At 67.7% G+C, this 22,893-nt stretch carries 25 protein-coding genes and 1 pseudogene; 8 read left to right on the forward strand and 18 right to left on the reverse strand.

Annotated features, from left to right (window positions below; translation table 11 throughout):
* The first annotated feature begins 75 nt into the window (after window positions 1-75).
* A complete protein-coding gene (locus A5784_RS09375) occupies window positions 76-837 on the forward strand; it encodes a GntR family transcriptional regulator (protein WP_064944561.1) in 762 nt (253 codons plus the stop codon).
* Window positions 838-954: 117 nt separating this feature from the next.
* Here the strand turns inward: A5784_RS09375 and fgd are convergent, their stop codons facing one another.
* Window positions 955-1,965 (reverse strand): glucose-6-phosphate dehydrogenase (coenzyme-F420), encoded by a 1,011-nt coding sequence (fgd, locus tag A5784_RS09380; protein WP_064944563.1) that lies wholly within the window; start codon window positions 1,963-1,965, stop codon window positions 955-957.
* Between the two features lie 34 nt (window positions 1,966-1,999).
* On the opposite strand from fgd, the gene A5784_RS09385 reads away from it, so the two are divergent.
* Window positions 2,000-2,740, forward strand: coding sequence for an MBL fold metallo-hydrolase (locus A5784_RS09385; RefSeq protein WP_064944565.1), 741 nt, complete (start codon window positions 2,000-2,002; stop codon window positions 2,738-2,740).
* 165 nt (window positions 2,741-2,905) lie between these two features.
* On the opposite strand, the gene A5784_RS09390 is transcribed toward A5784_RS09385, so the two are convergent.
* Both A5784_RS09390 and A5784_RS37440 read right to left on the reverse strand, forming a co-directional pair.
* On the reverse strand, window positions 2,906-3,565 hold the full coding sequence (locus A5784_RS09390) for an NAD(P)-dependent oxidoreductase (protein ID WP_064944567.1): 660 nt from the start codon (window positions 3,563-3,565) through the stop codon (window positions 2,906-2,908).
* Window positions 3,562-3,717, reverse strand: coding sequence for a hypothetical protein (locus A5784_RS37440; RefSeq protein WP_197514680.1), 156 nt, complete (start codon window positions 3,715-3,717; stop codon window positions 3,562-3,564). Before A5784_RS37440 ends, A5784_RS09390 begins: the two co-directional genes overlap by 4 nt.
* Before the next feature lie 131 nt (window positions 3,718-3,848).
* Between A5784_RS37440 and A5784_RS09395 the strand changes: the two genes are divergently transcribed.
* Window positions 3,849-4,235 (forward strand): winged helix-turn-helix transcriptional regulator, encoded by a 387-nt coding sequence (locus tag A5784_RS09395; RefSeq protein WP_197514683.1) that lies wholly within the window; start codon window positions 3,849-3,851, stop codon window positions 4,233-4,235.
* 90 nt (window positions 4,236-4,325) lie between these two features.
* Here the strand turns inward: A5784_RS09395 and A5784_RS09400 are convergent, their stop codons facing one another.
* The 3 genes from A5784_RS09400 to A5784_RS09410 are packed head-to-tail and all read right to left on the reverse strand — an operon-like array spanning window position 4,326 to window position 6,228.
* Window positions 4,326-4,625: a hypothetical protein gene (locus A5784_RS09400; protein ID WP_232005991.1), complete on the reverse strand. Its 300-nt coding sequence runs from the start codon at window positions 4,623-4,625 to the stop codon at window positions 4,326-4,328.
* 11 nt (window positions 4,626-4,636) lie between these two features.
* Entirely contained in the window at window positions 4,637-5,731 is a 1,095-nt protein-coding gene (locus tag A5784_RS09405) for an LLM class flavin-dependent oxidoreductase (protein ID WP_064944572.1), read from the reverse strand.
* Window positions 5,728-6,228, reverse strand: a complete 501-nt coding sequence (locus A5784_RS09410; RefSeq protein ID WP_064944574.1) for a GNAT family N-acetyltransferase — start codon at window positions 6,226-6,228, stop codon at window positions 5,728-5,730. Before A5784_RS09410 ends, A5784_RS09405 begins: the two co-directional genes overlap by 4 nt.
* Window positions 6,229-6,429: 201 nt before the next feature.
* Here A5784_RS09410 and A5784_RS09415 point away from each other — a divergent pair, with 201 nt between their 5' ends.
* Complete coding sequence (locus A5784_RS09415; protein ID WP_064944576.1) at window positions 6,430-7,281, forward strand: SDR family oxidoreductase; 852 nt, start codon at window positions 6,430-6,432, stop codon at window positions 7,279-7,281.
* Between the two features lie 69 nt (window positions 7,282-7,350).
* On the opposite strand, the gene A5784_RS09420 is transcribed toward A5784_RS09415, so the two are convergent.
* The 9 genes and pseudogenes from A5784_RS09420 to A5784_RS09460 form a co-directional block, all read right to left on the reverse strand.
* Complete coding sequence (locus A5784_RS09420; RefSeq protein ID WP_064944578.1) at window positions 7,351-8,370, reverse strand: aminotransferase class IV; 1,020 nt, start codon at window positions 8,368-8,370, stop codon at window positions 7,351-7,353.
* 181 nt (window positions 8,371-8,551) lie between these two features.
* Window positions 8,552-9,925 (reverse strand): annotated as a pseudogene (locus A5784_RS09425) (APC family permease); the annotation flags it as partial.
* Window positions 9,926-10,030: 105 nt separating this feature from the next.
* On the reverse strand, window positions 10,031-10,960 hold the full coding sequence (locus tag A5784_RS09430; protein WP_064944580.1) for a LysR family transcriptional regulator: 930 nt from the start codon (window positions 10,958-10,960) through the stop codon (window positions 10,031-10,033).
* 92 nt (window positions 10,961-11,052) lie between these two features.
* Window positions 11,053-11,460: a hypothetical protein gene (locus A5784_RS09435; RefSeq protein ID WP_064944581.1), complete on the reverse strand. Its 408-nt coding sequence runs from the start codon at window positions 11,458-11,460 to the stop codon at window positions 11,053-11,055.
* A 3-nt stretch (window positions 11,461-11,463) separates the two neighbouring features.
* Window positions 11,464-12,696, reverse strand: a complete 1,233-nt coding sequence (locus tag A5784_RS09440) for an O-succinylhomoserine sulfhydrylase (RefSeq protein ID WP_064944583.1) — start codon at window positions 12,694-12,696, stop codon at window positions 11,464-11,466.
* Window positions 12,697-12,703: 7 nt separating this feature from the next.
* Window positions 12,704-13,114: a rhodanese-like domain-containing protein gene (locus A5784_RS09445; RefSeq protein ID WP_064944585.1), complete on the reverse strand. Its 411-nt coding sequence runs from the start codon at window positions 13,112-13,114 to the stop codon at window positions 12,704-12,706.
* Window positions 13,111-13,530, reverse strand: a complete 420-nt coding sequence (locus tag A5784_RS09450) for an Rv0361 family membrane protein (protein WP_064944720.1) — start codon at window positions 13,528-13,530, stop codon at window positions 13,111-13,113. The genes A5784_RS09445 and A5784_RS09450 overlap by 4 nt, the downstream gene beginning before the upstream one ends.
* Before the next feature lie 29 nt (window positions 13,531-13,559).
* Window positions 13,560-14,897: a formate-dependent phosphoribosylglycinamide formyltransferase gene (purT, locus tag A5784_RS09455; RefSeq protein ID WP_064944587.1), complete on the reverse strand. Its 1,338-nt coding sequence runs from the start codon at window positions 14,895-14,897 to the stop codon at window positions 13,560-13,562.
* A 24-nt stretch (window positions 14,898-14,921) separates the two neighbouring features.
* Window positions 14,922-15,224: a UBP-type zinc finger domain-containing protein gene (locus A5784_RS09460; protein WP_064944588.1), complete on the reverse strand. Its 303-nt coding sequence runs from the start codon at window positions 15,222-15,224 to the stop codon at window positions 14,922-14,924.
* A gap of 42 nt (window positions 15,225-15,266) precedes the next feature.
* Between A5784_RS09460 and A5784_RS09465 the strand changes: the two genes are divergently transcribed.
* Genes A5784_RS09465 through A5784_RS09480 form a run of 4 tightly spaced genes read left to right on the forward strand, consistent with a single transcriptional unit; the run spans window position 15,267 to window position 20,276 of the window.
* Window positions 15,267-16,859 (forward strand): Na+/H+ antiporter, encoded by a 1,593-nt coding sequence (locus A5784_RS09465; protein WP_064944590.1) that lies wholly within the window; start codon window positions 15,267-15,269, stop codon window positions 16,857-16,859.
* Window positions 16,852-18,852 carry an MMPL family transporter gene (locus A5784_RS09470; protein WP_064944592.1) on the forward strand — a complete coding sequence of 667 codons (2,001 nt, stop codon included), beginning with the start codon at window positions 16,852-16,854 and terminating at the stop codon, window positions 18,850-18,852. Before A5784_RS09465 ends, A5784_RS09470 begins: the two co-directional genes overlap by 8 nt.
* 21 nt (window positions 18,853-18,873) lie before the next feature.
* Entirely contained in the window at window positions 18,874-20,079 is a 1,206-nt protein-coding gene (locus A5784_RS09475) for a cytochrome P450 (RefSeq protein WP_064944594.1), read from the forward strand.
* A 5-nt stretch (window positions 20,080-20,084) separates the two neighbouring features.
* The gene (locus A5784_RS09480; RefSeq protein WP_064944721.1) at window positions 20,085-20,276 is read left to right on the forward strand and encodes a ferredoxin; all 192 of its coding nucleotides are present in this window, start codon (window positions 20,085-20,087) and stop codon (window positions 20,274-20,276) included.
* On the opposite strand, the gene A5784_RS09485 is transcribed toward A5784_RS09480, so the two are convergent.
* From A5784_RS09485 to A5784_RS09495, 3 genes are read right to left on the reverse strand one after another with little or no spacing between them, the layout of a single operon-like run.
* Window positions 20,259-20,915, reverse strand: coding sequence for a hypothetical protein (locus A5784_RS09485; protein WP_064944596.1), 657 nt, complete (start codon window positions 20,913-20,915; stop codon window positions 20,259-20,261). The two genes, A5784_RS09480 and A5784_RS09485, sit on opposite strands and share 18 nt — an antisense overlap.
* Before the next feature lie 19 nt (window positions 20,916-20,934).
* Complete coding sequence (locus A5784_RS09490) at window positions 20,935-21,564, reverse strand: PaaI family thioesterase (RefSeq protein ID WP_064944598.1); 630 nt, start codon at window positions 21,562-21,564, stop codon at window positions 20,935-20,937.
* On the reverse strand, window positions 21,561-22,856 hold the full coding sequence (locus A5784_RS09495) for an adenylosuccinate synthase (protein WP_064944600.1): 1,296 nt from the start codon (window positions 22,854-22,856) through the stop codon (window positions 21,561-21,563). The genes A5784_RS09490 and A5784_RS09495 overlap by 4 nt, the downstream gene beginning before the upstream one ends.
* Between the last annotated feature and the right edge of the window lie 37 nt (window positions 22,857-22,893).

The raw sequence follows: 22,893 nt of genomic DNA on the forward strand, positions 1-22,893 counted from the left end.
GGAATCGTGAAACGGGAAGGTAAACCCGCGTCATTTGGTCTGCTGCGGCGGCGCCGTTTGGTACACACTCGGGACATGTCTGCGACATCGGGTGGCCCTGTCGCCGAGGACGTCCGTCGGCGCATCCTGTCCATGCTGGCCGCCGGAACGCTGCGGCCCGGCTCCCGGCTGGGCACCGAACGCGAGATGGCGGAAAACTTTGCGGTGTCGCGGTCCACACTGCGCAGCGCGTTGCTGCCGTTGAGCCAGGCGGGCGTATTGGAGCGACGCACCGGCCGCGCAGGCGGCACCTTCGTGCGGGCCGACGTGGTGCAGCGCAATGCCGGTGAACTCGTCGGGCTGCCCGCCCGGTTACGCAGCGGCGGTCACACCAGCGCCACCCGGGTACTGGCGACCGACCGCAGGCCGGCCACGCCCGTCGAACGCCACGCCCTCGAAATCCCGGACGGCACAGAGATATTCACGATCAGGAGGCTGCGTTTCGCTGACGGTGTGCCGCTTTCGGTGGACTTCGCCTGCTTTGTCGCCGGGCACATGGAAGATCTGCTGGAACAACCGCTGGGCGGCTCACTCTACGAACTGCTGCGCGTGCGCTACGGGCTGACTCCGGCCACCACCACGGAAACCATCGAGGTGGTCACCGCCAGCCCGCGTGAAGCCGAATGGCTCGACATCGCCCACCGCAAGCCGCTGTTGGCGATCACCCGGGTCACCCGAGACAGCAGCGACCGCCCGTTCGAGTACGCCTACGACCTGTTCCGGGCCGACCGCGTGCGGCTCACCGCCACGAGCCACGGCACGGTCGGGGCGGTGCGGCGCTCGGTGAGCACCGCCTGAGGCACCGCGAGCGTGCGCGAGGCCTCGCACCGCGAGCGTGCGGGTCTGCTGGTCGACACGCCGACACTTAGCGGCGTGGCGGGCGACAAACACGCACGCTCGCGGTGCAACGCAAGCTCAGCCCAGCTTGCGCAGCCGGGGTTCCAGATCGGTCTTGAACAGCTCGAGGAAGCGGCGCTGATCCGGCCGCGGGTCGTGGAACACCAGGTGATTCAGACCCCAGTCGACATAGTCCTTGACCTTTGCGACGGCCTCGTCGGGATCGGACGCCACGATCCAGCGCTTGGCGACCTGCTCGATGGGCAATGCGTCGGCAGCCTTTTCCATCTCGATGGGATCGTCGATGGAGTGCTTCTGCTCGGCGGTCAGCGACAGCGGGGCCCAGAACCGGGTGTTCTCCAGCGCGAGCTTGGGGTCGGGATCGTAGGAGATCTTGATCTCGATCATCCGGTCGATGTCGTCGGCGTTGCGCCCGGCGGCCTGGGCGCCTTCCTTGACCGCGGGGATCAGCTTGTCCTTGTAGAGCTCTTCACCCTTGCCCGAGGTGCAGATGAACCCGTCACCCGCGCGGCCCGCGTACTTGGCCACCAGGGGACCACCGGCAGCGACGTAGACCGGGACACCGCCCTCGGGCACGTCGTAGATCGACGCGCCCTTGAGCCGGTAGTACTCACCGTCGAAGTCGACGCGGTCGCCCACCCACAGCTCGCGCATGAGCTTGACCGATTCCCGCAGGCGCGCGAAGCGCTCCTTGAACTCCGGCCATTCCCCGGCGTAGCCGGTGGCGATCTCGTTGAGCGCCTCACCCGTGCCCACGCCCAGGAAGATGCGGTCCGGGTACAGACACGCCATCGTCGCGAACGCCTGCGCGATCACCGCGGGGTTGTAGCGGAACGTCGGGGTCAGCACCGACGTGCCCAGCACCAGCCGTTCGGTACGTTCGCCCACCGCCGTCATCCAGGCCAGCGAGAACGGCGCATGCCCGCCCTCATGTCGCCACGGCTGGAAATGATCACTGACCGTCGCACTGTCCATTCCCGACGCCTCGGCCAGCACCGCGAGCTCGACCAGTTCCCGGGGCGCGAATTGCTCCGCAGAAGCCTTATAACCAAGTTTGAGTTCAGCCACGCTTTGTTTCTACTCCAGTCCATAGACTCGCGGCATGGCAGCAGCTCTGAGCGCTATCACCGAACACGTACATATCGCACAAACGGACCTGGTCAACTGGACTCTGGTGACCGATGGCGACGGCGTGATGCTGATCGACGCCGGATACCCCGGCCAGCGCGACGCCGTGCTGGATTCGGTGCGGCAGCTCGGCTTCGGCGTCGACGACATTCGAGCCATCCTGCTGACCCACGCTCACGTCGACCACTTCGGGTCCGCCATCTGGTTCGCGAAAACCCATGGGACACCGGTGTTCTGCCACGCCGACGAGGTCGGCCACACCAAACGGGAATATCTGGAGCAGGCCTCCCCGGCAGACGTCGTCAAACACATCTGGCAGCCGCGCTGGCTCAAATGGACCGCGACCCTCATCGCCAACGGCGGGCTGGACCACTCGGGCATACCGACCGCAGCGGCGTTGACGCCCGACGTGGCGTCCGGGCTGCCCGGCGCGCCGGTCGCGGTCCCCACGCCGGGGCACACGGGCGGCCACTGCTCGTACCTCGTCGACGGGGTTCTCGTCGGCGGAGACGCCCTGGTGACCGGGCACCCGCTGATACCGCGGCCGGGGCCGCAGCTGCTGCCCGCCCTGTTCAACCACGACGAGGCGGGGTGCCTACGCAGTCTGGAAGCGCTGGGACGGCTCGACACCGATGTGCTGCTGCCAGGGCACGGCCCGGCCTGGCGCGGCCCCATCGCCGAGGCAGTGCAGGAGGCGATCGCCCGGCACCGCTAGGTGTGTGAGGACAGAAGGTTCGTGACGGCTGCGCGCCGAGCTGGCACTGTCCGCGAGTCGCCGATATTGCGCTCTGTAGTGCCACAAAATCATCTCTTGCACAACAGGTTTGGCGACCACGTTTGTCATCGGATGCTCCGTGGCATGTGATGGGGCAAAGGAGGGTTAGGCTCTGGCGTTCCATACCAAGGGCGCCTGCCGGATCCAGCTGCCTTGTTCGACGGCATCGAGGAGGAATCCGGCCAGATCGGCGCGGTTGACGCGGGGGCCCGGCTTGGCGTTGCCGGTCTCCGCCCGTAGCGGGCCGCGGGCCGGCTTGTCGCTCAGTGCGACGGCGCGGGCCAGTGTCCAATCCGTGCCGGAGGCGCGCACGAGGTGGTCGAGAGCGTCGTGGTCGGCGAAGCCGGCCTTGAGGTTGGACAGCTTGATGAATGCCTTGACCACCGGGTTGAGCCGGTTCCAGTCGTCACCGGCGCCTTGCGTGGAGGCCAGCACGATGCGCCGGATACCTTGTTCGCCCATCACGGTGAGTGTGTTGCGGGCGGCGTCGGTCATGAACGTCGGCGGGCTGATGGGCTTGGCCCATGGATTGTCCGACGCCCGCGCGTTGCTGAGGACGCTGATCACGGCTTGCGTGCCCTGAGCAGCTCTGCGCAGGTCGTCAATGTTGAGGGGCGTGCCCCGAATGAGTTCCACGGTGGGCGGGGCTTGGACAGTGTCGGGGTTGCGCACCAGGGCGCGGGCACGGTGGCCGCGCTCGGCGGCCTGGGCGAGTACGTGGGTTCCCGTGCGGCCGCTGCCGCCGAGGACGAGCAGGTCGGTCACAGGTTCACCTCAGGGGATGTCAGGCGCGGGAAAGAGCGGTGCACCACGTCGACCTGATCGCGGTGTTCGAAGCGCTCCACTGCCCGATCCAGGCGGTGGCTGCCCAGGCCGCACCGCGGGCAGGTGATCTCGGACCAGATTTCCATCCTCATGCCCGCAACCTCCAATTCTTACCGTTTGTTCGTAACAACATGTTGCGTCAGAATGGGGAGGGGCACAAAAGGCACAGCGGTGTGCGTGACCGACAGGGATGGGCGCCATGCAGGACAGGGCGGCAATAGCAATGGCGGCCTCGGCCGGTCCTTGCGCCAGCATCCCGGCCGAGCAGATGGAATTTATCCGTCAAGTACTCGATCGGGTCGGCGACAAGTGGAGCATGTTGATCATTGCCGTTCTGCAAGACGGCGCGCTCCGCTACACCGAGCTGCAAGGACAGATCCCTGGCATCTCCCAACGCATGCTCACTCACACCCTGCGTCAACTCCGGCAGGACGGACTGATCACCCGCACCGCTTACGCAGAAGTCCCACCGCGCGTGGAGTACACCCTCACCCCGCTGGGCCACGGCCTCAACGCCATCGTCAAGCAGCTGATCGGCTGGGCCGCCGACCACCACAACGAGATTCGCGGCAACCGATGCCGCGCTGAGACCGCCGCGTCCCGATCCTGAACGGCGAAAACCGATTACACGAAACAGCGGCGCCGCACGTCCAGGTTCGAACTAGGTCGATCCCGCGCCCCAACAGCTACGCGACGCCGATCAGTGGATCACCTTGTAGCCGAGCAGGAAGAACCCGGTGAGGCACAACCCGCACGCCAGCACGATCGCGGGCATCAAGATGATCTGGTCGAGTTCGTCGGGGTCCAGTTCCTCGTCGTCGTACACGGGGCCGAACAGCACGCGAGCCATCCTGGTCTGCCGGAACCTGTGCATGCGGCGGCGCATACCGGACGAGTCGGTGCGCCGACCGATGAAGACCCGCAGCCCTATGCCAAGCGCGAATACGGCGGCTGCCCCCGCGAGCAGCAGCGTCCCCACCAGCACCTGCGAACTCGGCACAACTCCCGAGCTTATAGCCCCCAGCGCTCGGCGATCAGCCGATGCGACCGCAACCGGTCCTCGTGCCGGTGGGTCACCGACGTGATCACCAGCTCGTCGGCGCCGCTCAGCCGCTGCAGCGCCGCCAACCTGTGTGCCACCTGATCGGGATCGCCGACGAATTGTGTTGCGGTGCGGTCGCGCACGAGTTCCTGCTGCTCGGCGGTGAGCGGAGCGGCATCATCGGGATCCGGGTATGGCGCCGCGCCACCGCCTGCGCGGATGGAGTAGACCCAGTGCCCATAGGTCATCGCGAGGTGGCGGGCGGTGGCCTCGTCGTCGGCGACCACCACGTCGGCCGACACCACGACGTACGGTTCGGCCAGCCGGTCCGACGGCGTGAATCCGTTGCGGTACACCTCGATCGCCTCCAGCGCCGTGGCCGGAGTGATGTGGTAGCTGGCGACGAACGGCAGGCCTCTGGCCGCCGCGACCCGCGCGCTTTGGCCCTTGCTGCTGCCGAAGACCCACGGCGTCAACCCCGTGCCTGCACCCGGAACCGCCGTCCCGACGGCATATCGACCGTCCACCAGCGCCAGGATGTCGTCGACCTGATCGGCGAAATCCGGGGCAACCGCTCCGGGCTGCTGCAGCACCGCAGCCTGTGCCTGCAATCGTGGATTACGCAGCAGCGCAACGATATCGAACGGCGCCGGGATCACAACGCCATCGGTCTCATGCCACTCGCGAGGGGTTCTCGGCGGGCCGGACACGGCACTGGCGGCCTCGGCGCGCTTCTGCCCCGACCGGCCCACGCCGAGGTCGATACGGCCCGGATGAAACGCGGCCAGTGTCCCGAAACTCTCCGCCACGGCGATCGCGGTGGTGTGGCCGAGTTGAACTGCCGCGGTACCGACGCGAATCTTCTTGGTGGCAGCCGCGATCTGCCCGACCAATACGGCGGGTGACGAACTGGCCACCGCCGCGAAATGATGCTCGGCCACCCAGTACCGCTTGTAGCCCCACTGTTCGGCGTGGCGGGCCAGGTCGACGGTGTTCCGCAGCGCGGTGGCGGCGTCGCTGCCCGCACTGATCGGTGCGAGGTCCAAGATGGACAGCGGGGTCATCGCAGTGCCTTCTCGAACGCGATCGGAAACACCGTGCCGCCCCCTTCGGCAGGCAGCTCGAGCTCCATCCGCCGGTAGCCCGACGAGAGATAGAGCGCCTCGGCCTCGGGCTGGCGATGTCCGGTGGTCAGAAAGACTCGCCGATAGCCACGGCCGGCGATCTCGGCTTCGAGTTCGGTGAGCAGCCGGCCCGCATAGCCACGTTGGCGGTGACCGCTGGCAGTCCAGATGCGCTTGAGCTCCGCGGTGTCGGCGTCGAACCGTTCGAACGCACCACCGGTGACGGGTTGGCCGTCGAGCAGACCGATCAGCAGACCGCCGTCGGGCGGCGCGAAGTCAGCGGCAGGGTGCGCGCGCAACCACTCCATCACGCGTTCGGCGGTGCCGCCGTAGCGGCCCGAGTACTCGACGGCCAGTTCGGCCAGCAGCGGCTGGGCCAGCGGGTCGTCTTGTCCCACGGCCTGGAAGCGCAACCGCTCCAACGTTGATCCGGGCATCACTTCAATGTCTAACGTGTACGCCCGGTCCGCATTCCGACCGGGGATATTTGCTCGCGGTGATTGAAACTTCATGGAGGTCCGCGGCGCCCGGCGGGATTGCGGCAGGCGCCCACGCCGACACGCTGGCCTCAATCGGCCGCCGAGGACAACCGCCCGGCCCCTTCCCTCCAAAACTTGACACGTGTAAAGTTCGCCGCCATGGACAACATCAGGGGCAAGACCATCGCGATCACCGGCGCCGCCCGCGGTATTGGTTATGCCACCGCCAAGGCTCTGCTGGCCCACGGCGCCCGCGTCGTGATCGGCGACCGCGACGTCGCCCTGCAGGAGTCGGCGGTCGTCGAGTTGACCAAACTGGGCCCGGTCTCGGGCTACCCGCTCGACGTCACCGACCGGGAATCCTTCGCCACCTTCCTCGACAAGGCCCGCACCGACGGTGGCGGCCACATCGACGTGCTCATCAACAATGCGGGCGTCATGCCGATCGGCCCGTTCCTGGAGCAGACCGAGCAGTCGATCCGGTCGTCCATCGAGGTCAACGTGTACGGCGTGCTCACGGGCTGCCAGCTGGCGCTGCCGGAGATGGTCAAGCGCCGCAGCGGCCACGTCATCAACATCGCCTCGTTGTCAGGGCTGATCCCGCTGCCCGGCCAGGTGGTGTACGTCGGCTCCAAGTACGCCGTCGTCGGGCTGTCCACGGCGCTTGCCGACGAGATGGCCCCGCACGGCGTCAACGTGTCGGTGGTGATGCCGCCGTTCACCAACACCGACCTCATCTCCGGCACCAAATCCAGCGGGCCCATCAAACCCGTCGAGCCCGAGGAGATCGCCGCGGCGATCATCAAGACGCTCAACAAGCCCAAGACCCATGTTTCGGTGCCGCCGCCACTGCGGTTCACCGCCCAGGCCGCCCAACTGCTGCCGCCGCGCGGCCGCCGCGCGCTCAACAAGGCGCTGGGCCTCGACACCGTGTTCCTCGAGTACGACGCCGCCAAACGCAAGAGCTACGAGGATCGCGCGCAGGCCGCCCAGGGCGTCATCGAAAGCTGAGTTTCCCGCCGAGCAGTCAGGAAGGTCCGCGACACGCGGCGTGTCGCGGACCCTCTGCGTCTGCTCGCGCTAGTAGGTGATGGCCTCGATCAGGGGCGAGGGCTCATCCATCAACGCCCAGAAGCGATCTCGGATCGCCACGGTCATCGGTCCGGGCTCGCCGTTACCGATGGGCTCGCCGTCGAGGGTGTTGATCGGCGTGACGCCGCCCGCGGTGGTGACGGCCATGAGTTCGTCGGCCTCGTAGAGCTCGTGACTCGTCACGTCACGCAGCGTGGCCTCGATGCCCATCTGCTCGGCGATTTCGAAGACCGTCTTACGGGTGATGCCCGGCAACGCATTTCGTGACGGGGAGGCGAGCTTGCCGTCCTTGACGATGCAGACGTTGAAACCCGGGCCCTCGGCCACGCAGTTGTCGGCGTCCATCAGGATGGCGGTGCGGGCACCGCGGTCCTTGGCCTCGAAGCTGGCCGCGGTGAGATCGCCCCACTGGTAGTTCTTGATGGTCGGGTCGACGGTGTTGCGCCCGGCCCGGCGCACGTGGCGCGGGACGACGGCGGTGGTGCCGAAGATCTGCTCGGCAGGCGGGAATGCCCACAGGTAGGGAATGGCGTAGATGTAGACCTGGTGGGTGAGCTTGGTCAAGTCCTTCTCGCCCTTGCGTTTTCCGTAGCCGCGCGTGACGGTCAGGTTGACGAACGACTCCCGCAGCTGCGAGAGCGACACACACTTCTTGGTGATCTCGGCGAGTTCGCCCTTGGAGTAGCCGGGGTCGAGGCGCAGCTTGCGGGCGCCGTCGAGCAACCGGTCGAGGTGGTCGCCGAGCCGGAAGATGTTGCCGTGCCAGACATGTGCGACGGTGTAGGTCAGGTCGGAATGGCCGAACCCGGTGTCGAAGATCGAGATCTTGGCGTCCTCGGCCGGGATGAACTCCCCCTCGATCCACGCGGCTCCGCCCGCGAAGGGGCTCGACTCGTCGAGTTCGTAGTCGCTGTACTGGATTACCGAACCCGCCGGGGTGTCCTCGCGGATCGCGCCGGGTTCGACGGCGACCAGGTTGCTGGTACCGATATCGCTAACTGTGGTCATGACAGGTCCTTTCAGTGATTGACGGCAGGAATGAAGCGAGCGGGGATCACCCGGCGTGGGTCTTGACGTAGTCGGCACCGGCGTCGCCGCGGCGCAGTCGCGCCTTGAGCCCGGTGGCCCACCAGGCCGCAGCGATGGCCGCGACGCCGAGGAAAACCCATTTGTTGTTGGTGAATTGGGGCAGGAAGAGCAGGGTGACGGCGACTCCGACGAAGATCACCAGGGCCGTGACGTAGAGCGGCAGCCGGAACCGGCCGAGATCGAAGGTGCCCGGTTCGGCGGCGGGGATGGTTCCGCGCCGGTAGCCGACCAACAGGCCGATGGTCTGCAGGATGTAAACGAAGAAGAACAGCAGCGACGCGATGCCGATGATGTAGTTGAACGCCTCCTCGTTGACCATGGCGGACAACAGCAGCGCCGCGGACAGGCAGCCCAGCCCGATCACCGCGTAGGTCGGTGTCTTGCGGGTCGGCGAGACGTGCCGCCAGATGTGCGAGAACGGCAGCATGTTGTCGCGGGCCATCGAGTAGGTGAGCCGGGTGGCCACCAGGATGTTGGCCAGCAGGCAGGCCAGGATATTCGTCAAGGCAACGGCGACAACGATTTTCGTGACGACCGGGCCGGCCTGCTGATTGATGATCTCCTCGATCGGCGCGGCCTGGTTGGCTGCGACCGCATCGACGTCGCGGATCGCCAGCACGTAGACGATGTACATCAGCAGTTCGATGACGATGGACGTCACCAACGCGTAGAACATCGTCCTTGGCACGACCTGACGCGCGTTGCGGGTCTCCTCGGCGACATCGGCGCCGGACTCCACACCGATCAACCCGAAGAACGGTCCGAGGGCGGCCGCCAGCCAGGCCAGCACGTAGGAGTCCTTGTCGCCGGACTCGCCGCCGGTGAACAGCACCGAGATGGGCTGATGGTGCTCGGGTGCCGAGAACGCGATGACCGCGACCAGCAGGGTGGCGCCGACCGTGATGACGAGTTCGAGGCTGACGCCGATGTTGTTCACCATGGTCGCGAAGCGCACGCCGTAGATGTTGATCAGCACGCAGACGAAGACCACGCCGATGGCGAGAAGGATCTGGGCGCTCTGGCTCATGGTCCAGCCGAACAGTCCACCGAGATAGCCGGACAGGATGAAGCCGACGCCGGTCATGCCGCAGACCCAGCCCATCAGCGCGATGAATCCGGTGAACCACGCCAGGTCCGGTCCGTTGATCCGGCTGATCCACTGATACGAGTAGCCCGCGAGCGGCAGCTTCGCGGTCAGGTCGGCGGCGATCAACGCCCACAGCGCGAACACCGCGCCGGCCAGCAGCAGGGTCCACACGAACGGCCCGCCCGCGGTGAAGTAGCCGGCACCGAAGCCGGTGAACACCGCGGTGGTGGCGCTGATGGTGGCGAATCCGATGGCGAACGAAGCCAGCTTGCCGACCGAGCGGTCCAGCTTCTGGGTGTAGCCCAGCTCGGCCAGCTTGGCGTCCTCGGCGTCAAGCGGCAGGTTGGGGTTGGATGAATGAGTGGGTGAAGCCAGTGCGTCGGTCATGATCACTCCAGGTCAGGTAAGGCAAGTGAACGACTGATGTAAGGAAATCGCCACCGGTCGGCTACCGGAAGTTCCATCTTTTGATGGAGTGATAACCATGCTTTATCAGTGCTGCGTGGCGGGTACGGCCACTTCTTCGCCCTCGCCGAAATTCCATTCCTGCTGCACATGCCTGATCAGCGCGTCGGCCTGCGGCGTGATCGCGGCGGGGTGCCAGGCCAGCGCGACATGGCTGGCCGGCCGGTCGACGATCGGCACATAGACGATGCCGGGCCGATCGTAGAACCGGGCCACCGACGACGTGGTGAAGCTGATGCCCAAGCCGCGCGCGATCGACGTCGTCTCCGCCTCGTACGTCGCCGCCACCGCCGCGATGGTCGGCGGCCGGTTGCCCCTGGCATCCATCGCCAGCCAGTAGTCCCGCCACGCACCCGCCGTGACCGGCGCGCACACGATGGGATCGTCGAGCAGCTCGGCGATTTCGACCTCCGTGCGGTCGGCCAGCCGATGATCGCGCGGCAGGCACGCCACCCAGGTCTCGGAGTCGAGGATCAGCATGCGGTGCTCCGGCAGATCCACCGGCGGCCGGATGAGCGCCACATCGGTGGTCCCGGACGCCAGCCCCGCGGTCGGGTCGGCGAAGTCGAATTCGATGGGTTCGACGCGGACGTCGGGATAGGCGGCCTCGAAGTGCCGGACAATCCGGAACAGCAGGTCGGCACCGGTGCCGATGAGATAGCCGACCCGCAACCGGCCTTGCCGCGTACCGGAGAGCGTCACGAGATTGGCCACCACCGCGTCGACACCGGCCAGCGCCTGCTGCACCTGCGGCAACCAGGCCGCACCGAGATCGGTCAACGCGACCTCGCGGGTGTTGCGGTTGAGCAGCACCACCCCGAACGCCTGCTCCAGCTGTTTGATGGCCGTCGAGAGCGCGGGCTGGGTGATGAACAGCCGCTCGGCTGCGCGCCGGTAGTTCAGCTCTTCACCCAGCACCGCGAAGTACCGCAGCTGACGCAGGGTGACGTCGGTCATGCGGCAAGGCTATCCGGCCGACCAACCCCTGCCGAGCAGACGCAGAATCGCACGCTTTTGCGTGAAAACGTGCGATTCTGTGACTGCTCGGCTTAGAACTGTGGGACCGGATCGCCGGCGCGGTAGGCCTCGATGGCGTCGAGGTGCTCGACGAACTCGTCATGCCCGAACTCGTGACTGTCGGTGCGGCCGACGAACACCACTCGCACCACCGCGCCGTCCTCGGCCGCGTCGAGCCACAGCGAGGTCACCGGCAGGCCGTCGTCGACCTCTGCCCCGGACGGTTCGTAGAACCACGCCGCGACCTCGTCGCCGGAGGTTTCCTCGTCAAAAGTCCAGCCGCGCTCGGTGATTCGCTCATCGAACTCGGCCAGATCGGCGACGACGGCGTCCTGGATGGCCGACAGTTGTTCGACGACCTCCTGGGGTACCCAGCGCGAATGCTGGGTGGCCTGCCGCTTCTTGCGACGGGCCTTCTTCGCATCAGAGCCGCGGGACATGGCTCAGCCCAGGGCCTGGTCGAGATCGGCGATCAGATCTTCCGTGCCTTCCAGACCGACCGAGATCCGCACCACGCCGTCGCCGAGCCCGATCGCCGCACGCCCCTCCGGCCCCATGGCCCGGTGAGTGGTGGTGGCAGGGTGCGTGATGAGGGTTTTCGCGTCCCCCAAGTTGTTGGAGATGTCGATGACCCGCAGCTTGTCGAGCACCTCGAAGGCCCGGTCCTTCGCAGATCCGCCTTTTCGAGCGGCGAGTTCGAACGTGACCACCGTGCCGCCGCCGCGCATCTGCCGCTTGGCCAGGTCGTACTGCGGATGTGACTGCAGGAACGGGTATTTCACCCAGTTCACGCCCGCCTTGGTTTCCAGGAACTCCGCCACCGCAAGCGCCGACCGATTTGAGTAGTCCACCCGAACAGCCATCGTCTCAAGGCCTTTCAGCAACGTCCAGGCGTTGAACGCACTGATCGCCGGGCCCGTGTGGCGCATGAGCTTCTGCACCGGGCCGTCGATGTACTCCTTGTCGCCGAGAATGGCGCCACCGAGCACGCGGCCCTGCCCGTCGATGTGCTTGGTGCCCGAGTACACCACGACGTCGGCGCCCATCGGCAGGCCCTGCTGCAGCAGCGGGGTGGCAAAGACGTTGTCCAGCACCACCTTTGCTCCGGCAGCATGGGCCAGCTCAGATACCGCCGCGATGTCGACGAGCGACTGCATCGGGTTGGACGGCGTCTCGAAGAACACCGCCTGCGTCGGCACCGACAACGCCTCCTCCCACTGGGAGAGATCGTCGCCGTCGACGAACACCGCCTCAACACCCCAGCGGGGCAGGATCTCGTTGCACACGACGAAACACGAACCGAACAGGCTGCGGGCGGCCACCAGGCGATCGCCTGCGCCGAGCAACGCGCCCAGCGCGGTGAACACCGCGGCCATACCGGTGGCGGTGGCAAAGCACGCCGGAGCGTCCTCGATCAGCCGCAGCCGCTCCTCGAACATCGAGATGGTCGGGTTGCCGTAGCGCGAATACACGAACCGGTCGATCTCGCCGGTGAAGGCCTTTTCGGCGGCGGCCGCATTCTCGTAGACGTATCCCGAGGTGAGGAACAGGCCCTCGGCGGTCTCCTCGAACTGCGACCGGAGCAGGCCACCACGCACCCCGATGGTGGCCTGGCTGACGCCGTCAGGCAGCGGTGCGGGGATCCGCACAGAGGGCACAGATGGGTTGTCAGTCATGCCGTCCTCAACTCTGCTTCCAGGGCAAACCGACGGCCTTCCAGCCGGTAGCGCCGCGGTGGCGGTTCTCGTCGAGGTTGCCCTCGAAGCCGTCGAGCACGTTGTAGGACGGGCGGTAGCCCGCAGCGGTCGCAGCCTCGGCGGCACCGATCGAGCGGTTGCCGGAGCGGCATAGGAAGACTACCGGGCGGTCACCGGAGTCGACCTTCTCCCGGAGATCGTCGACGAACGCGTCGTTGTGGCTGCCGTCGGTGCGGTTCCACTCGATATAGACCACGTCGCGGCCCAGCTGGCTCAGATCCGGGACGCCGACGAAGCGCCACTCGGCGTCGGTCCGACAATCCACCAGCACGGCGGAAGGGTCCTCACTCAGCAGTTTCCAAGCCTCCTGCGGCGTGATATCACCTGCATAGCTCACGGCCGTGAGTCTTTCACACCACCGCAGACGCGCCATGCGCCGTCCTCGCGCACGAAGGCCGTCTCGGCGTTGAGCTTGGTGTCGGGTGTCTTGTCGAAGTGATACACCACGGTGCCGGTGGCCCGGTCACCGTCGATGCGAACACCCGTCACGTCGTCGACGAACCGAGCACCCTGCTTGCTCACCGAATCACGTTGCCGGGCAAGGAAATCAGCCTCGGTGCCGCGTTGGTCACGACAGGTGTAGTCACCGAACGCGGTCCAGTTCTCACGCTGCATGGCGTCGTTCTGCCCCACCGCGGCGCGCCCCACCCGCTGCTCCTCGGACAGGCCGTCACCGCTGGACAACACGTTGGCCACCGCAATGGCGATCACGACGAGCACAATGATGGCCAACGCCCCCAGAAACGGCGCCATGGTCGGCCGGTCGACCGGCTCGTCGGTCGTCACGAGAAGAGCTTGCGCAGGGCAGTGCCCACCCGCCGGGCCCGGTCGCGCGCCACGATCACATCCGGCGCAGTCGCCAGGGCCACCCCGAGCCGCTGCCTGCCGTCGGACTCGTCGCCCCGGCCGAACAGCCGCACATCGCTTTCCGAGGTGGCCAACGCGTCGGCGAGCACAGCCGTGACGTTGCTCGTGTCAGCGGATCCGGCCGCGCCATAGCTGACCTCGGCGGCGGCCGGCGAGATCATGATGGTGTCGACCGCCAAACCGAGGATGGCCCTGGCGTGCAACTCGAACTGCGACAGTCGCTGCGACCGCACCGTGACCAGGCCGCTGTCGCCCGGACCGACGCGGACATCGGCGAAGTACACGTCGTCACCCTGCACCAGCAGCTCGACAGAGAAGACGCCCCGCCCGCCCAGCGAGTTGACGATGCGCGCGGCGATGGACTTCGCGCCGTCCATCGCGGCAGGCGCGAGCTGCTGCGGCTGCCATGCCTCCAACACGCCGGCATCGTCGTCGCGGTGGCCGATGGGCTCACAGAAATGCACACCCGGTCCCGCGGGGCCGGTGGTGCGGATGACGAGCAGGGTGACCGCGTGTTCGACCTCGACCACCGACTCGGCGAGCACCCGCATGACCCCGCCCGCAGCGGTCGCACGCTCCCAGGCCGGCTCGATGTCATCAGGCCGCAGCAACACCGACTGGCCATCGTCCAGCGACCCCGCGACGGGCTTGACCAGCAACGGGTATCCGGCATGTTCGGCGACAGCCGTCAGCTCGTCGACGGTCCCGGCAAACCAGAACGGCACGGTCGGCAACCCGAGCTCGTCGGAAGCCAACCGGCGCAGGCCCTCCCGGTCCTGGCTGAGCCGGATGCTGCGCGGCGTCGGCAGCACCTCGGTGTCGCCTTGTTCGGCCACCGCGATCAACGCGTCCGCCGCGACCGCCCCTGACTCGGTCACCACGTAGTGCGGACGCTCACGCTCGATCAGCGCGGCGAGTTCTTCGGTGTCGTCTCCCCGGTCCGCCGCGATGACGGCAACACCCAGCCGCTCGAACGCCAGCGCCAGCTCACGGCTGGATTCACCTGCGCCCAGCATGAGCGCGGTGGTCCGCCGTCGCGCGGGCGCTGCGGGCTCCTCCGGCACCGGCGCCGGCTCAGGTTCCGCCGGGGCGTCGTCGGGCTCGGCTTCTGCCGTCGGCTCCGCTGCCGTCGGCTCCGCCTCCGGCGGGGTCTCGGGCTCCGCCGCTTCCGACGCAGATGGTTCCTGCGCCGATTCGGCTTCTTCGGTCGTTTTGCCGGCCTCTTCGAGGGCTGCGTCAATCGAGTCACTCATCGCGCCACCAAGACTGCCAGATCGTCATCCGACACGATGGTCGATGTAGCACCAACGCCAGCTCTCGCCCGGTTCCGCCGACTGCATGACAGCATGGCCACTCTGCTTGAAGTGCGCGGTGGCGTGCTGGTGCGGGCTGGAGTCACAGCAGCCGACGTGCCCACACGTCATGCACATCCGCAGGTGGGCCCAGTTGTTCTCGCCGTCCTCCGCGCATTCCTGACACCGCCCGGGGGTAATCGGCTCAGGCTCGTCCACGGCGGCGGCGAGGTGCTCACAGGTCTTGGGCACCGCGGTCGGTTCGCGCCGACGTGATCTCCTCAACATGTTGATCAAGGATAGGACCGGACGCGAAGGAGGATCGACGACGTGGGTGTCTCACTCTTGGCAGCTCTCGTGGTCTCGGTGCTGCTGGCCGCAGTGGCTCGCCGCTGCGACGTATCGGCGCCGTTGGCGCTCGTGGTGGCCGGGTTGGCCGCCAGTGCGATACCCGTGCTCCACGACGTCCATCTCGACCCCGAGCTGGTGTTGTACGTCATCCTGCCGCCGCTGCTGTGGTCGGCCGGGCTGGAGAGCAGCTACCTGGCGATGCGCAAGCACACCCGGGCGATCGGGCTGCTGGCGGTCGGGCTGCCGCTGGCGACGACGTTGGTCGTCGGGATCGTGGCATTCCACACCGTGCCCGAGTTGACCATCCCCGCGGCACTCACCCTCGGTGCGATCGTGGCTCCGCCCGACGCGGTCTCGGCGACCGCCATCGGGCGCAGGCTCGGGTTGCCGCGCCGCATCATGACGCTGCTCGGCGGGGAGAGCCTGCTCAACGACGCGACCGCGCTGACGGCTTACAAAGTGGCGCTCGCCGCGGCCATCGGCGCGGCGGCGACGTGGCAGCGCGGCCTTGGCACGTTCGCCCTGGCGGCGGTCGGCGGTGTCGTGGTCGGCGTCACGTTGGGCATGACCGTGCACTACATCCGCACCCGGCTCGACGACCCGCTGGTGGAAAGCGCGATCGGGCTCGTGGCGCCGTTCACGATCTACCTCGTCGCCGAGGAGGTGCACGGCTCCGGCGTGATCGCGGTGGTGGTCGCGGCCCTGCTGCTGGGCCAGCGGGAAACCGATGCCGGCTATGCGACCCGGCTGCAGGACACCGCGGTGTGGAAGGCGCTGCAGCTGGTGCTCGAATCGTTCGCGTTCTTCCTGATCGGGCTGCAGCTGCCCAAGGTGATCGGTGAGCTCACGGGCGTCTCGGCGGCCACGCTGGCGATCTCCTCAGCGGCAGTGCTCATGGCGGTGATCATGGTCCGGGTCGTCTGGATGTACTGCTTCACCTATCTGCCGCGGCTGCTTTCGGCGAAGGTGCGGGCCCGTGAGCAGGCTCCGACGCCGGGGCAGGTGTTCATCCTGGCGTGGGCGGGAATGCGTGGCGTGGTCTCGCTGGCCGCGGCCTTCGGCGTGCCCGCCACGACGCTGTCCGGCGCGCCGTTCCCGGGTCGGCCGCAGTTGGTGTTCCTCACGTTCGTCGTGGTCGTCGGAACGCTGCTGCTGCACGGTCTGACGCTGCCGTGGTTCATCAAAGTGCTCGGGGTGCAGGGCAACGAGGAGCACGCCGACGCGATCGCCACCGCGGCCGCACAGGACCGGGCCGCCAGGGCCGCCGCCGACCGGCTCGACGAGCTGCTGGCCGAGCAGGCTCCCGACTCCGACGTGCCGGAACGCGCCGCCGAGATCCTGCGGGCGTGGAACACCCGGCGCCGCAACGCCGCTTGGGAACGGCTGGGTCGCGACGACGCCGACATCGGGGAGAGCCCCACCTCGGCCTTCCGCCGGTTACGGTTGGAAATGCTTGCCGCCGAACGCAAGACGTTCATCGCCGAGCGCGATGCCGGTCACATCGACGACGAGGTGTTGCGCACCGTGCTGCGGGGGCTCGACCTGGAAGAGGCGACCCTGAACCGTGATTAGGACACTGTCCTGGCTGGCGGTGCTGGTCGTGCTGCTCTCCGGCGCGCTGTTGGGGCTGCTCAGCGGAGACGAGTCGGGGTCGGCGTCACCGGTCGCTGTTCCCGAGAACGCCGAATCCGCGCGGGCCGACGCGCTGCGGGCCCAATTCCCCGGCGGCGCAGAGGTTCCCGCCATCCTGGTGGTCACCCGCACCGACGGAGCCGAGCTCGGCGCCGACGACATCGACGCGACCGCGCTGGCGCGCCACCGGATGACGGATGCGCCCGGCCCACCCGTCGTTGTCTCCGACGACGGCAAAGCGGCAGTGGCGACGGTCCCATTGGATGCCGGCCTGTCCGGCTTTGCTCTCAACGACGCGGTGCGCGAGCTGCGGGACAAGGCCGGGGCGGGCCTGCCGCCCGGCCTGCACGCACAGCTCACCGGCGGCCCCGCCTTCGGCGCCGACATCGCGAATTCCTTTGCCGGAGCGAACATCACGCTGCTGGCAGTGACCGCGACGGTGGTGGCGCTGCTGCTGATCGTCACCTACCGCTCGCCCGTGCTGTGGTTGGTCCCGCTGCTGGTGATCGCGTTCGCCGACCGCGTCGGTGGCGTGCTCGGCACCGCCGTCGCCTCCGGCCTCGGCCTGCACCCCGACGGGTCGACCGGCGGGATCACCAGCGTGCTGGTGTTCGGTGCAGGCACCAACTATGCGCTGCTGCTGATTTCGCGGTACCGCGAAGAGCTCAACACGCACTCCGACCACCGTGAGGCACTGCGGGTGGCGGTCCGGGCCGCGAGCCCGGCGATCATGGCCAGCAACGCCACCGTGGTGCTGGCGCTGCTCACCCTGCTGCTCGCGTCGGCGCCCAGCAACCGCAGCCTCGGCGTCCAGGCCGCCGCGGGCCTGGTGGTCGCCGCAATCTTCGTGCTCGTGGTGCTGCCGCCGCTGCTGGCGCTGTGCGGCACCCGACTGTTCTGGCCGTTCATCCCGAAGCCCGGCACCAATGCCGTTACCGACAGCGGTATCTGGCACCGGATCGCCGACGCGGTGGCCAAGCGGCCCGGCCGGGTCGTTGTGGTGGCCACCGCGGGGCTGGCGGTGCTGTGCATCGGGCTGCTGAACACACCGATCGGGTTGTCCCAGACCGAGCAGTTCCGGGTCCAGGCCGAATCGGTCACCGGGTACGAGACGCTGGCCGCCCACTTCCCCAGCGGCCTGACCGATCCCACCCGGGTCATCGCCGCGACCACCAAGGCCGACGCCGTCCAGCGGGCCATCACCGAATCCCCGGGCGTCGTGAGCGCCGGCCCGGCCGGGGAGTCGCCGGCCGGCCTGAGTCAGTGGTCGGTGGTCCTGCGGGCCGCACCCGCATCGGAGGACGCCTTCAAAACCGTTGACGCCCTGCGTAACTCGGTGCACGCGGTGGACGTCACCGCAGTGGTGGGCGGTTCGGACGCGCAAGCCAGGGACGCCGCGGCAGCCGCGCAACGGGACCGGCTCGTGGTGATTCCGGCGATCCTGGCCGTGGTGCTCGCCGTGCTCTACCTCCTGCTGCGGTCAGCGCTCGCGCCGCTGGTGCTGGTCGCCGTCACGGTGCTCAGCGCATTGGCCGCGCTGGGGCTCGGCGGCTGGACCAGCGTGCACGTCTTCGGCTTCCCGGCGCTGGACAACAGCACCCCGCTGTTCGCGTTCCTGTTCCTCGTGGCACTCGGCGTCGACTACACGATCTTCCTGGTGACCCGGGCGCGGGAGGAGACGCCGCAGTACGGCACCCGGCAGGGCATCGTGCGCGCGGTGTCGGCCACCGGGGCCGTCATCACCAGCGCAGGCATCGTGCTGGCGGCGGTGTTCTGCGTGCTCGGTGTGCTGCCGCTGATCGTCTTGACGCAGCTGGGCATCATCGTCGGACTCGGGATCCTGCTGGACACGTTCGTCGTCCGCACGGTGATCGTCCCGGCGCTGTTCACGTTGATCGGCCCGCGGATCTGGTGGCCCGGGCTGCGCTCGTAACACCGGCGTACCGTCGAATTCATGACTGCGCCCGAGGTCCTGCCGCCACTGCACATGCGGCGCAACGCCTTCGATCCGACACCGTACTTGCGGGAGGTCCGTGAGACCGACGGGGTGCGCACCGTCGTCAACGCGCTGGGCATGTCGGTGCATCTGGTCACCCGGCACGACGACGTCAAGATGGTGCTGGCCGATCACGAACGGTTCTCCAACAGCAGGCCACCGGGGTTCGCGCTGCCGGGTGCTCCGGAGATGTCCGACGACGAGCAGGCCAGCGCCCGGGCCGGCAACCTGCTGGGGCTCGACCCGCCGGAGCATCAGCGGCTGCGCCGCATGCTCACCGCGGAGTTCACCATCCGCCGGATGAACCGGCTGGAGCCACGGATCGTCGAGATCGTCGAGGCGCAACTGGACGCCATGGCCGCCGCGGGGCCGCCCACCGATCTGGTGGCCGATTTCGCCCTGCCCATACCGTCCCTGGTGATCTGCGAGCTGCTCGGTGTTCCCTACGCGGACCGCGACGATTTCCAGCAACGCTCCACCCGACAGCTCGACCTGTCCGCACCGATTCCCGAACGCCTCAAATTGCAGCGCCAGGGCCGCGAGTACATGCGCCGCCTGGTCGAGAGCGCCCGCCGCGATCCGGGTGAGGACATCCTCGGCATGCTGGTGCGCCAACACGGCGACGAGCTCAGCGACGACGAACTGATCGGGATCGCGGGGTTGCTGCTGCTCGCCGGGCACGAGACGACGTCGAACATGTTGGGACTGGGCGTACTTGCGCTGCTCCGCCACCCCGACCAGCTCGCGGCGGTGCGCGACGACCCCGATGCCGTCGGCCCGGCGGTCGAGGAGTTGTTGCGCTGGCTGTCGATCGTGCAGAACGCGATCCCGCGCATCACCACCACCGCGGTCGAGATCGCCGGAGTCCGGATACCGGCCGGTGAGCTGGTGTTCGCGTCGTTGCCGTCGGGCAACCGGGATCCCGAGTTCATCGACTCCCCAGACGTTCTCGACATCCGCCGCGGCGCGCCGGGACACCTGGCCTTCGGCCACGGCGTGCACCACTGCCTGGGCGCTCCGCTGGCCCGCATGGAGATGCGGATAGCGTTCCCCGCGCTGCTGCGGCGCTTTCCCCGGCTGGCCCTCGCCGAACCGTTCGACGAGGTGTCCTACCGGTCGTTCCACTTCATCTACGGGCTGCGATCGCTCGCGGTAACGTGGTGAGCGCCATGAGGATTGAAGCGGATCGCGACGCCTGCATCGCATCGGGCAACTGCGTGATGGTCGCCGGGGCGGTGTTCGACCAGGACGACGACGGCGTGGTGCAGCCTCTGGTGCACGAGGTTCCCGACGCCGAACTGGACCACGCCCGCGAAGCCGTCAGACTGTGCCCCGCCAGCGCGTTACGCCTCGTGGACTGACTCCCCCGGCAGGTCGATCACACCGGCGCGGATCAGCACCAGCACACTGACCACCAGGACCCACGCCGGGAATGCCAACGTCAGCCACATGGACACGTCGCCGGCCACCAGCAGTCCGACGGCCAGCACGTAGCTGGTGATCACGAGCCAGTGCGGCATGAGACCGGTCTTGAGCCAGATGGTGGCCAGCGAGATCATGAAGACCGCGGCCATCCGCACCGCGTAGGTCTTCGAGATGGTCAGCAGGACGAACTGGCCGAAGGTCGCCACGCTCGGATCCATCGCGCCGCCACTGTGTTCCAGCCCGGCACCCACCCCGGCTGCCACGAAGAGCATGGCCAGGAACAGCGTGCCGCTGCCGACGAAGACCGTCGAGAAGAACCTGTCCTCGTAGCGGCCGAGGCCGTCGCGCATGACACCCATGAACCACAGGAAGGTGATGCCCGCGAACGGCATGATCGTCGCTGCCGCTCGGAGATTGGCGCTGCCGGTGACCAGCCACTGCGAACCGGGCTCGGCGCCCTCCGGCAGCGCGGTGCGGATCAGGATCAGCGCCGTCCCACACAGTAGGGCGAACAGAACGCCGGCGAGTGCTGCCGCACGGGGCGTGGAGAGTCGACGCAGATGCTGTTGAGCCACCGCGTCATGTTCGCACGGCTCAGGGCTGTCCGGGCAACAATCTGACCATGAGCCCGTGTGCCTCGGCGAGCAGATTCCCACCCGCGTCACGCAGTTCGGCGTTGACGAATGCCTTGCGCCCCTCGGCTTCCCGCACCCAGCCGCGCGCGGTCAGGAGCGTGTCGATGGGCGTCACCTTGCGGTAGTCCACGTGCAGGAACGCGGTGCGGCTGATGGGCCGCCCGGCTGCGTGGATGACCATGCCGAACACCGAGTCGAACAACAGCGGCAGCACCCCGCCGTGCACGGCGTAGTTGCCGCCCACGTAGTAGCGGCTGAAATCCACGTGCAGTTCGACGCCGTCTGCTTCGAACTTGGCGACCGTCCACGGCGGCATCAGCAAGCTGCCCGCACCGGGCAGTGATGGCACGCGGTTGGCCGGGCCGACTCCCTCAGGTGCCTCGTACGGGGCGAGCAGTTTGACGAGTTCCTCGACGCGATCGGCGGCCGCGTCCCAGACGTCGGCGTCGGGGTTAGCCGACACCGCCAGGTCCTGGGCGCGGCGCATCGCCGTCACGAACCGACCGAAACCCGGCCCGGGGTCGGCGGCCTCGAAAACCGGGAAACCACCGTGCTGTTCGAAAACCGACTCGCGTTGTTCGTCCGTCACTTCGGAGCCAGGATGTCGCGCCGCACAATGGTCTGGTCCCGGCCCGGTCCCACACCGATGCACGAAATATGCACGCCGGCAAGCTCTTCGAGGCGAAGCACGTAGTCCTGCGCCTTGGCGGGCAAGTCGCTGAACTCGCGGGCGCCGGAGATGTCCTCCCACCAACCGGGCAGTTCCTCGTAGACCGGCTCGGCGCGGTGAATGTCGGACTGTGTCATCGGCATCTCGTCGGTGCGCTTGCCGTCGACCGTGTACCCGACGCAGACCGGCACGGTCTCCAGGCTCGACAGCACGTCGAGCTTGGTTAGGAAGTAATCGGTGATGCCGTTGACCCGGGTGGCGTAGCGCGCGATCACGGCGTCGAACCAGCCGCAGCGGCGCGGCCGCCCCGTCGTCACCCCGACCTCGCCGCCGGTCTTGGCCAGGTAGGCCCCGTGCTCGTCGAACAGTTCGGTCGGGAACGGCCCCGACCCGACACGGGTCGTGTACGCCTTGAGGATGCCCAGCACCGTGGTGATGCGGGTGGGGCCGATGCCGGATCCCACCGACGCTCCGCCTGCCGTCGGGTTCGACGACGTGACAAACGGGTAGGTGCCGTGGTCGACGTCGAGCAGCGTGCCCTGCGACCCTTCGAGCAGCACGGTCTCGCCGCTTTCCAAGGCCTTGTTGAGCAGCAACCGGGAATCGGCGATGCGATGCTTGAACCCCTCGGCCTGGGCAAGCAGGTTCGAAACCACCTCAGCCGGGTCGAGCGCCTTGCGGTTGTAGATCTTGACCAGCACCTGGTTCTTGAATTCCAGTGCGGCCCCGATCTTTTCGGCAAGCAACTGCTCGTCGAGCACATCGGAGACGCGGACGCCGATGCGGGCGATCTTGTCCTGGTAGCACGGCCCGATGCCGCGGCCGGTGGTACCGATCTTCTTGGTGCCCGCGTACCGCTCGACCACCTTGTCCATGGCGACGTGGTACGGCATCAGCAGATGCGCATCAGCCGAGATGAGCAGTCCCGAGGTGTCCACGCCGCGTTCTTCGAGGCCGCTGAGCTCGCTCAGCAGCACACCGGGGTCGACGACCACACCGTTGCCGATGACGTTGGTGACACCGGGCGTGAGAATGCCCGAGGGAATCAGATGCAGGGCGAAGTTCTCCCCGGTGGGCAACACGACGGTGTGTCCGGCGTTGTTGCCGCCCTGGTAGCGAACGACCCATTGCACCCGGCCACCGAGTAGATCGGTGGCTTTACCTTTGCCCTCGTCGCCCCACTGGGCACCGATGAGCACGATTGCCGGCATGGCGTAATCTCCCGCCTATCTCCGCGTCTTGAACTGG

Source organism: Mycobacterium sp. 852013-50091_SCH5140682, from assembly GCF_001665685.1.
In the GTDB taxonomy this organism is placed as follows: Bacteria; Actinomycetota; Actinomycetes; order Mycobacteriales; family Mycobacteriaceae; genus Mycobacterium.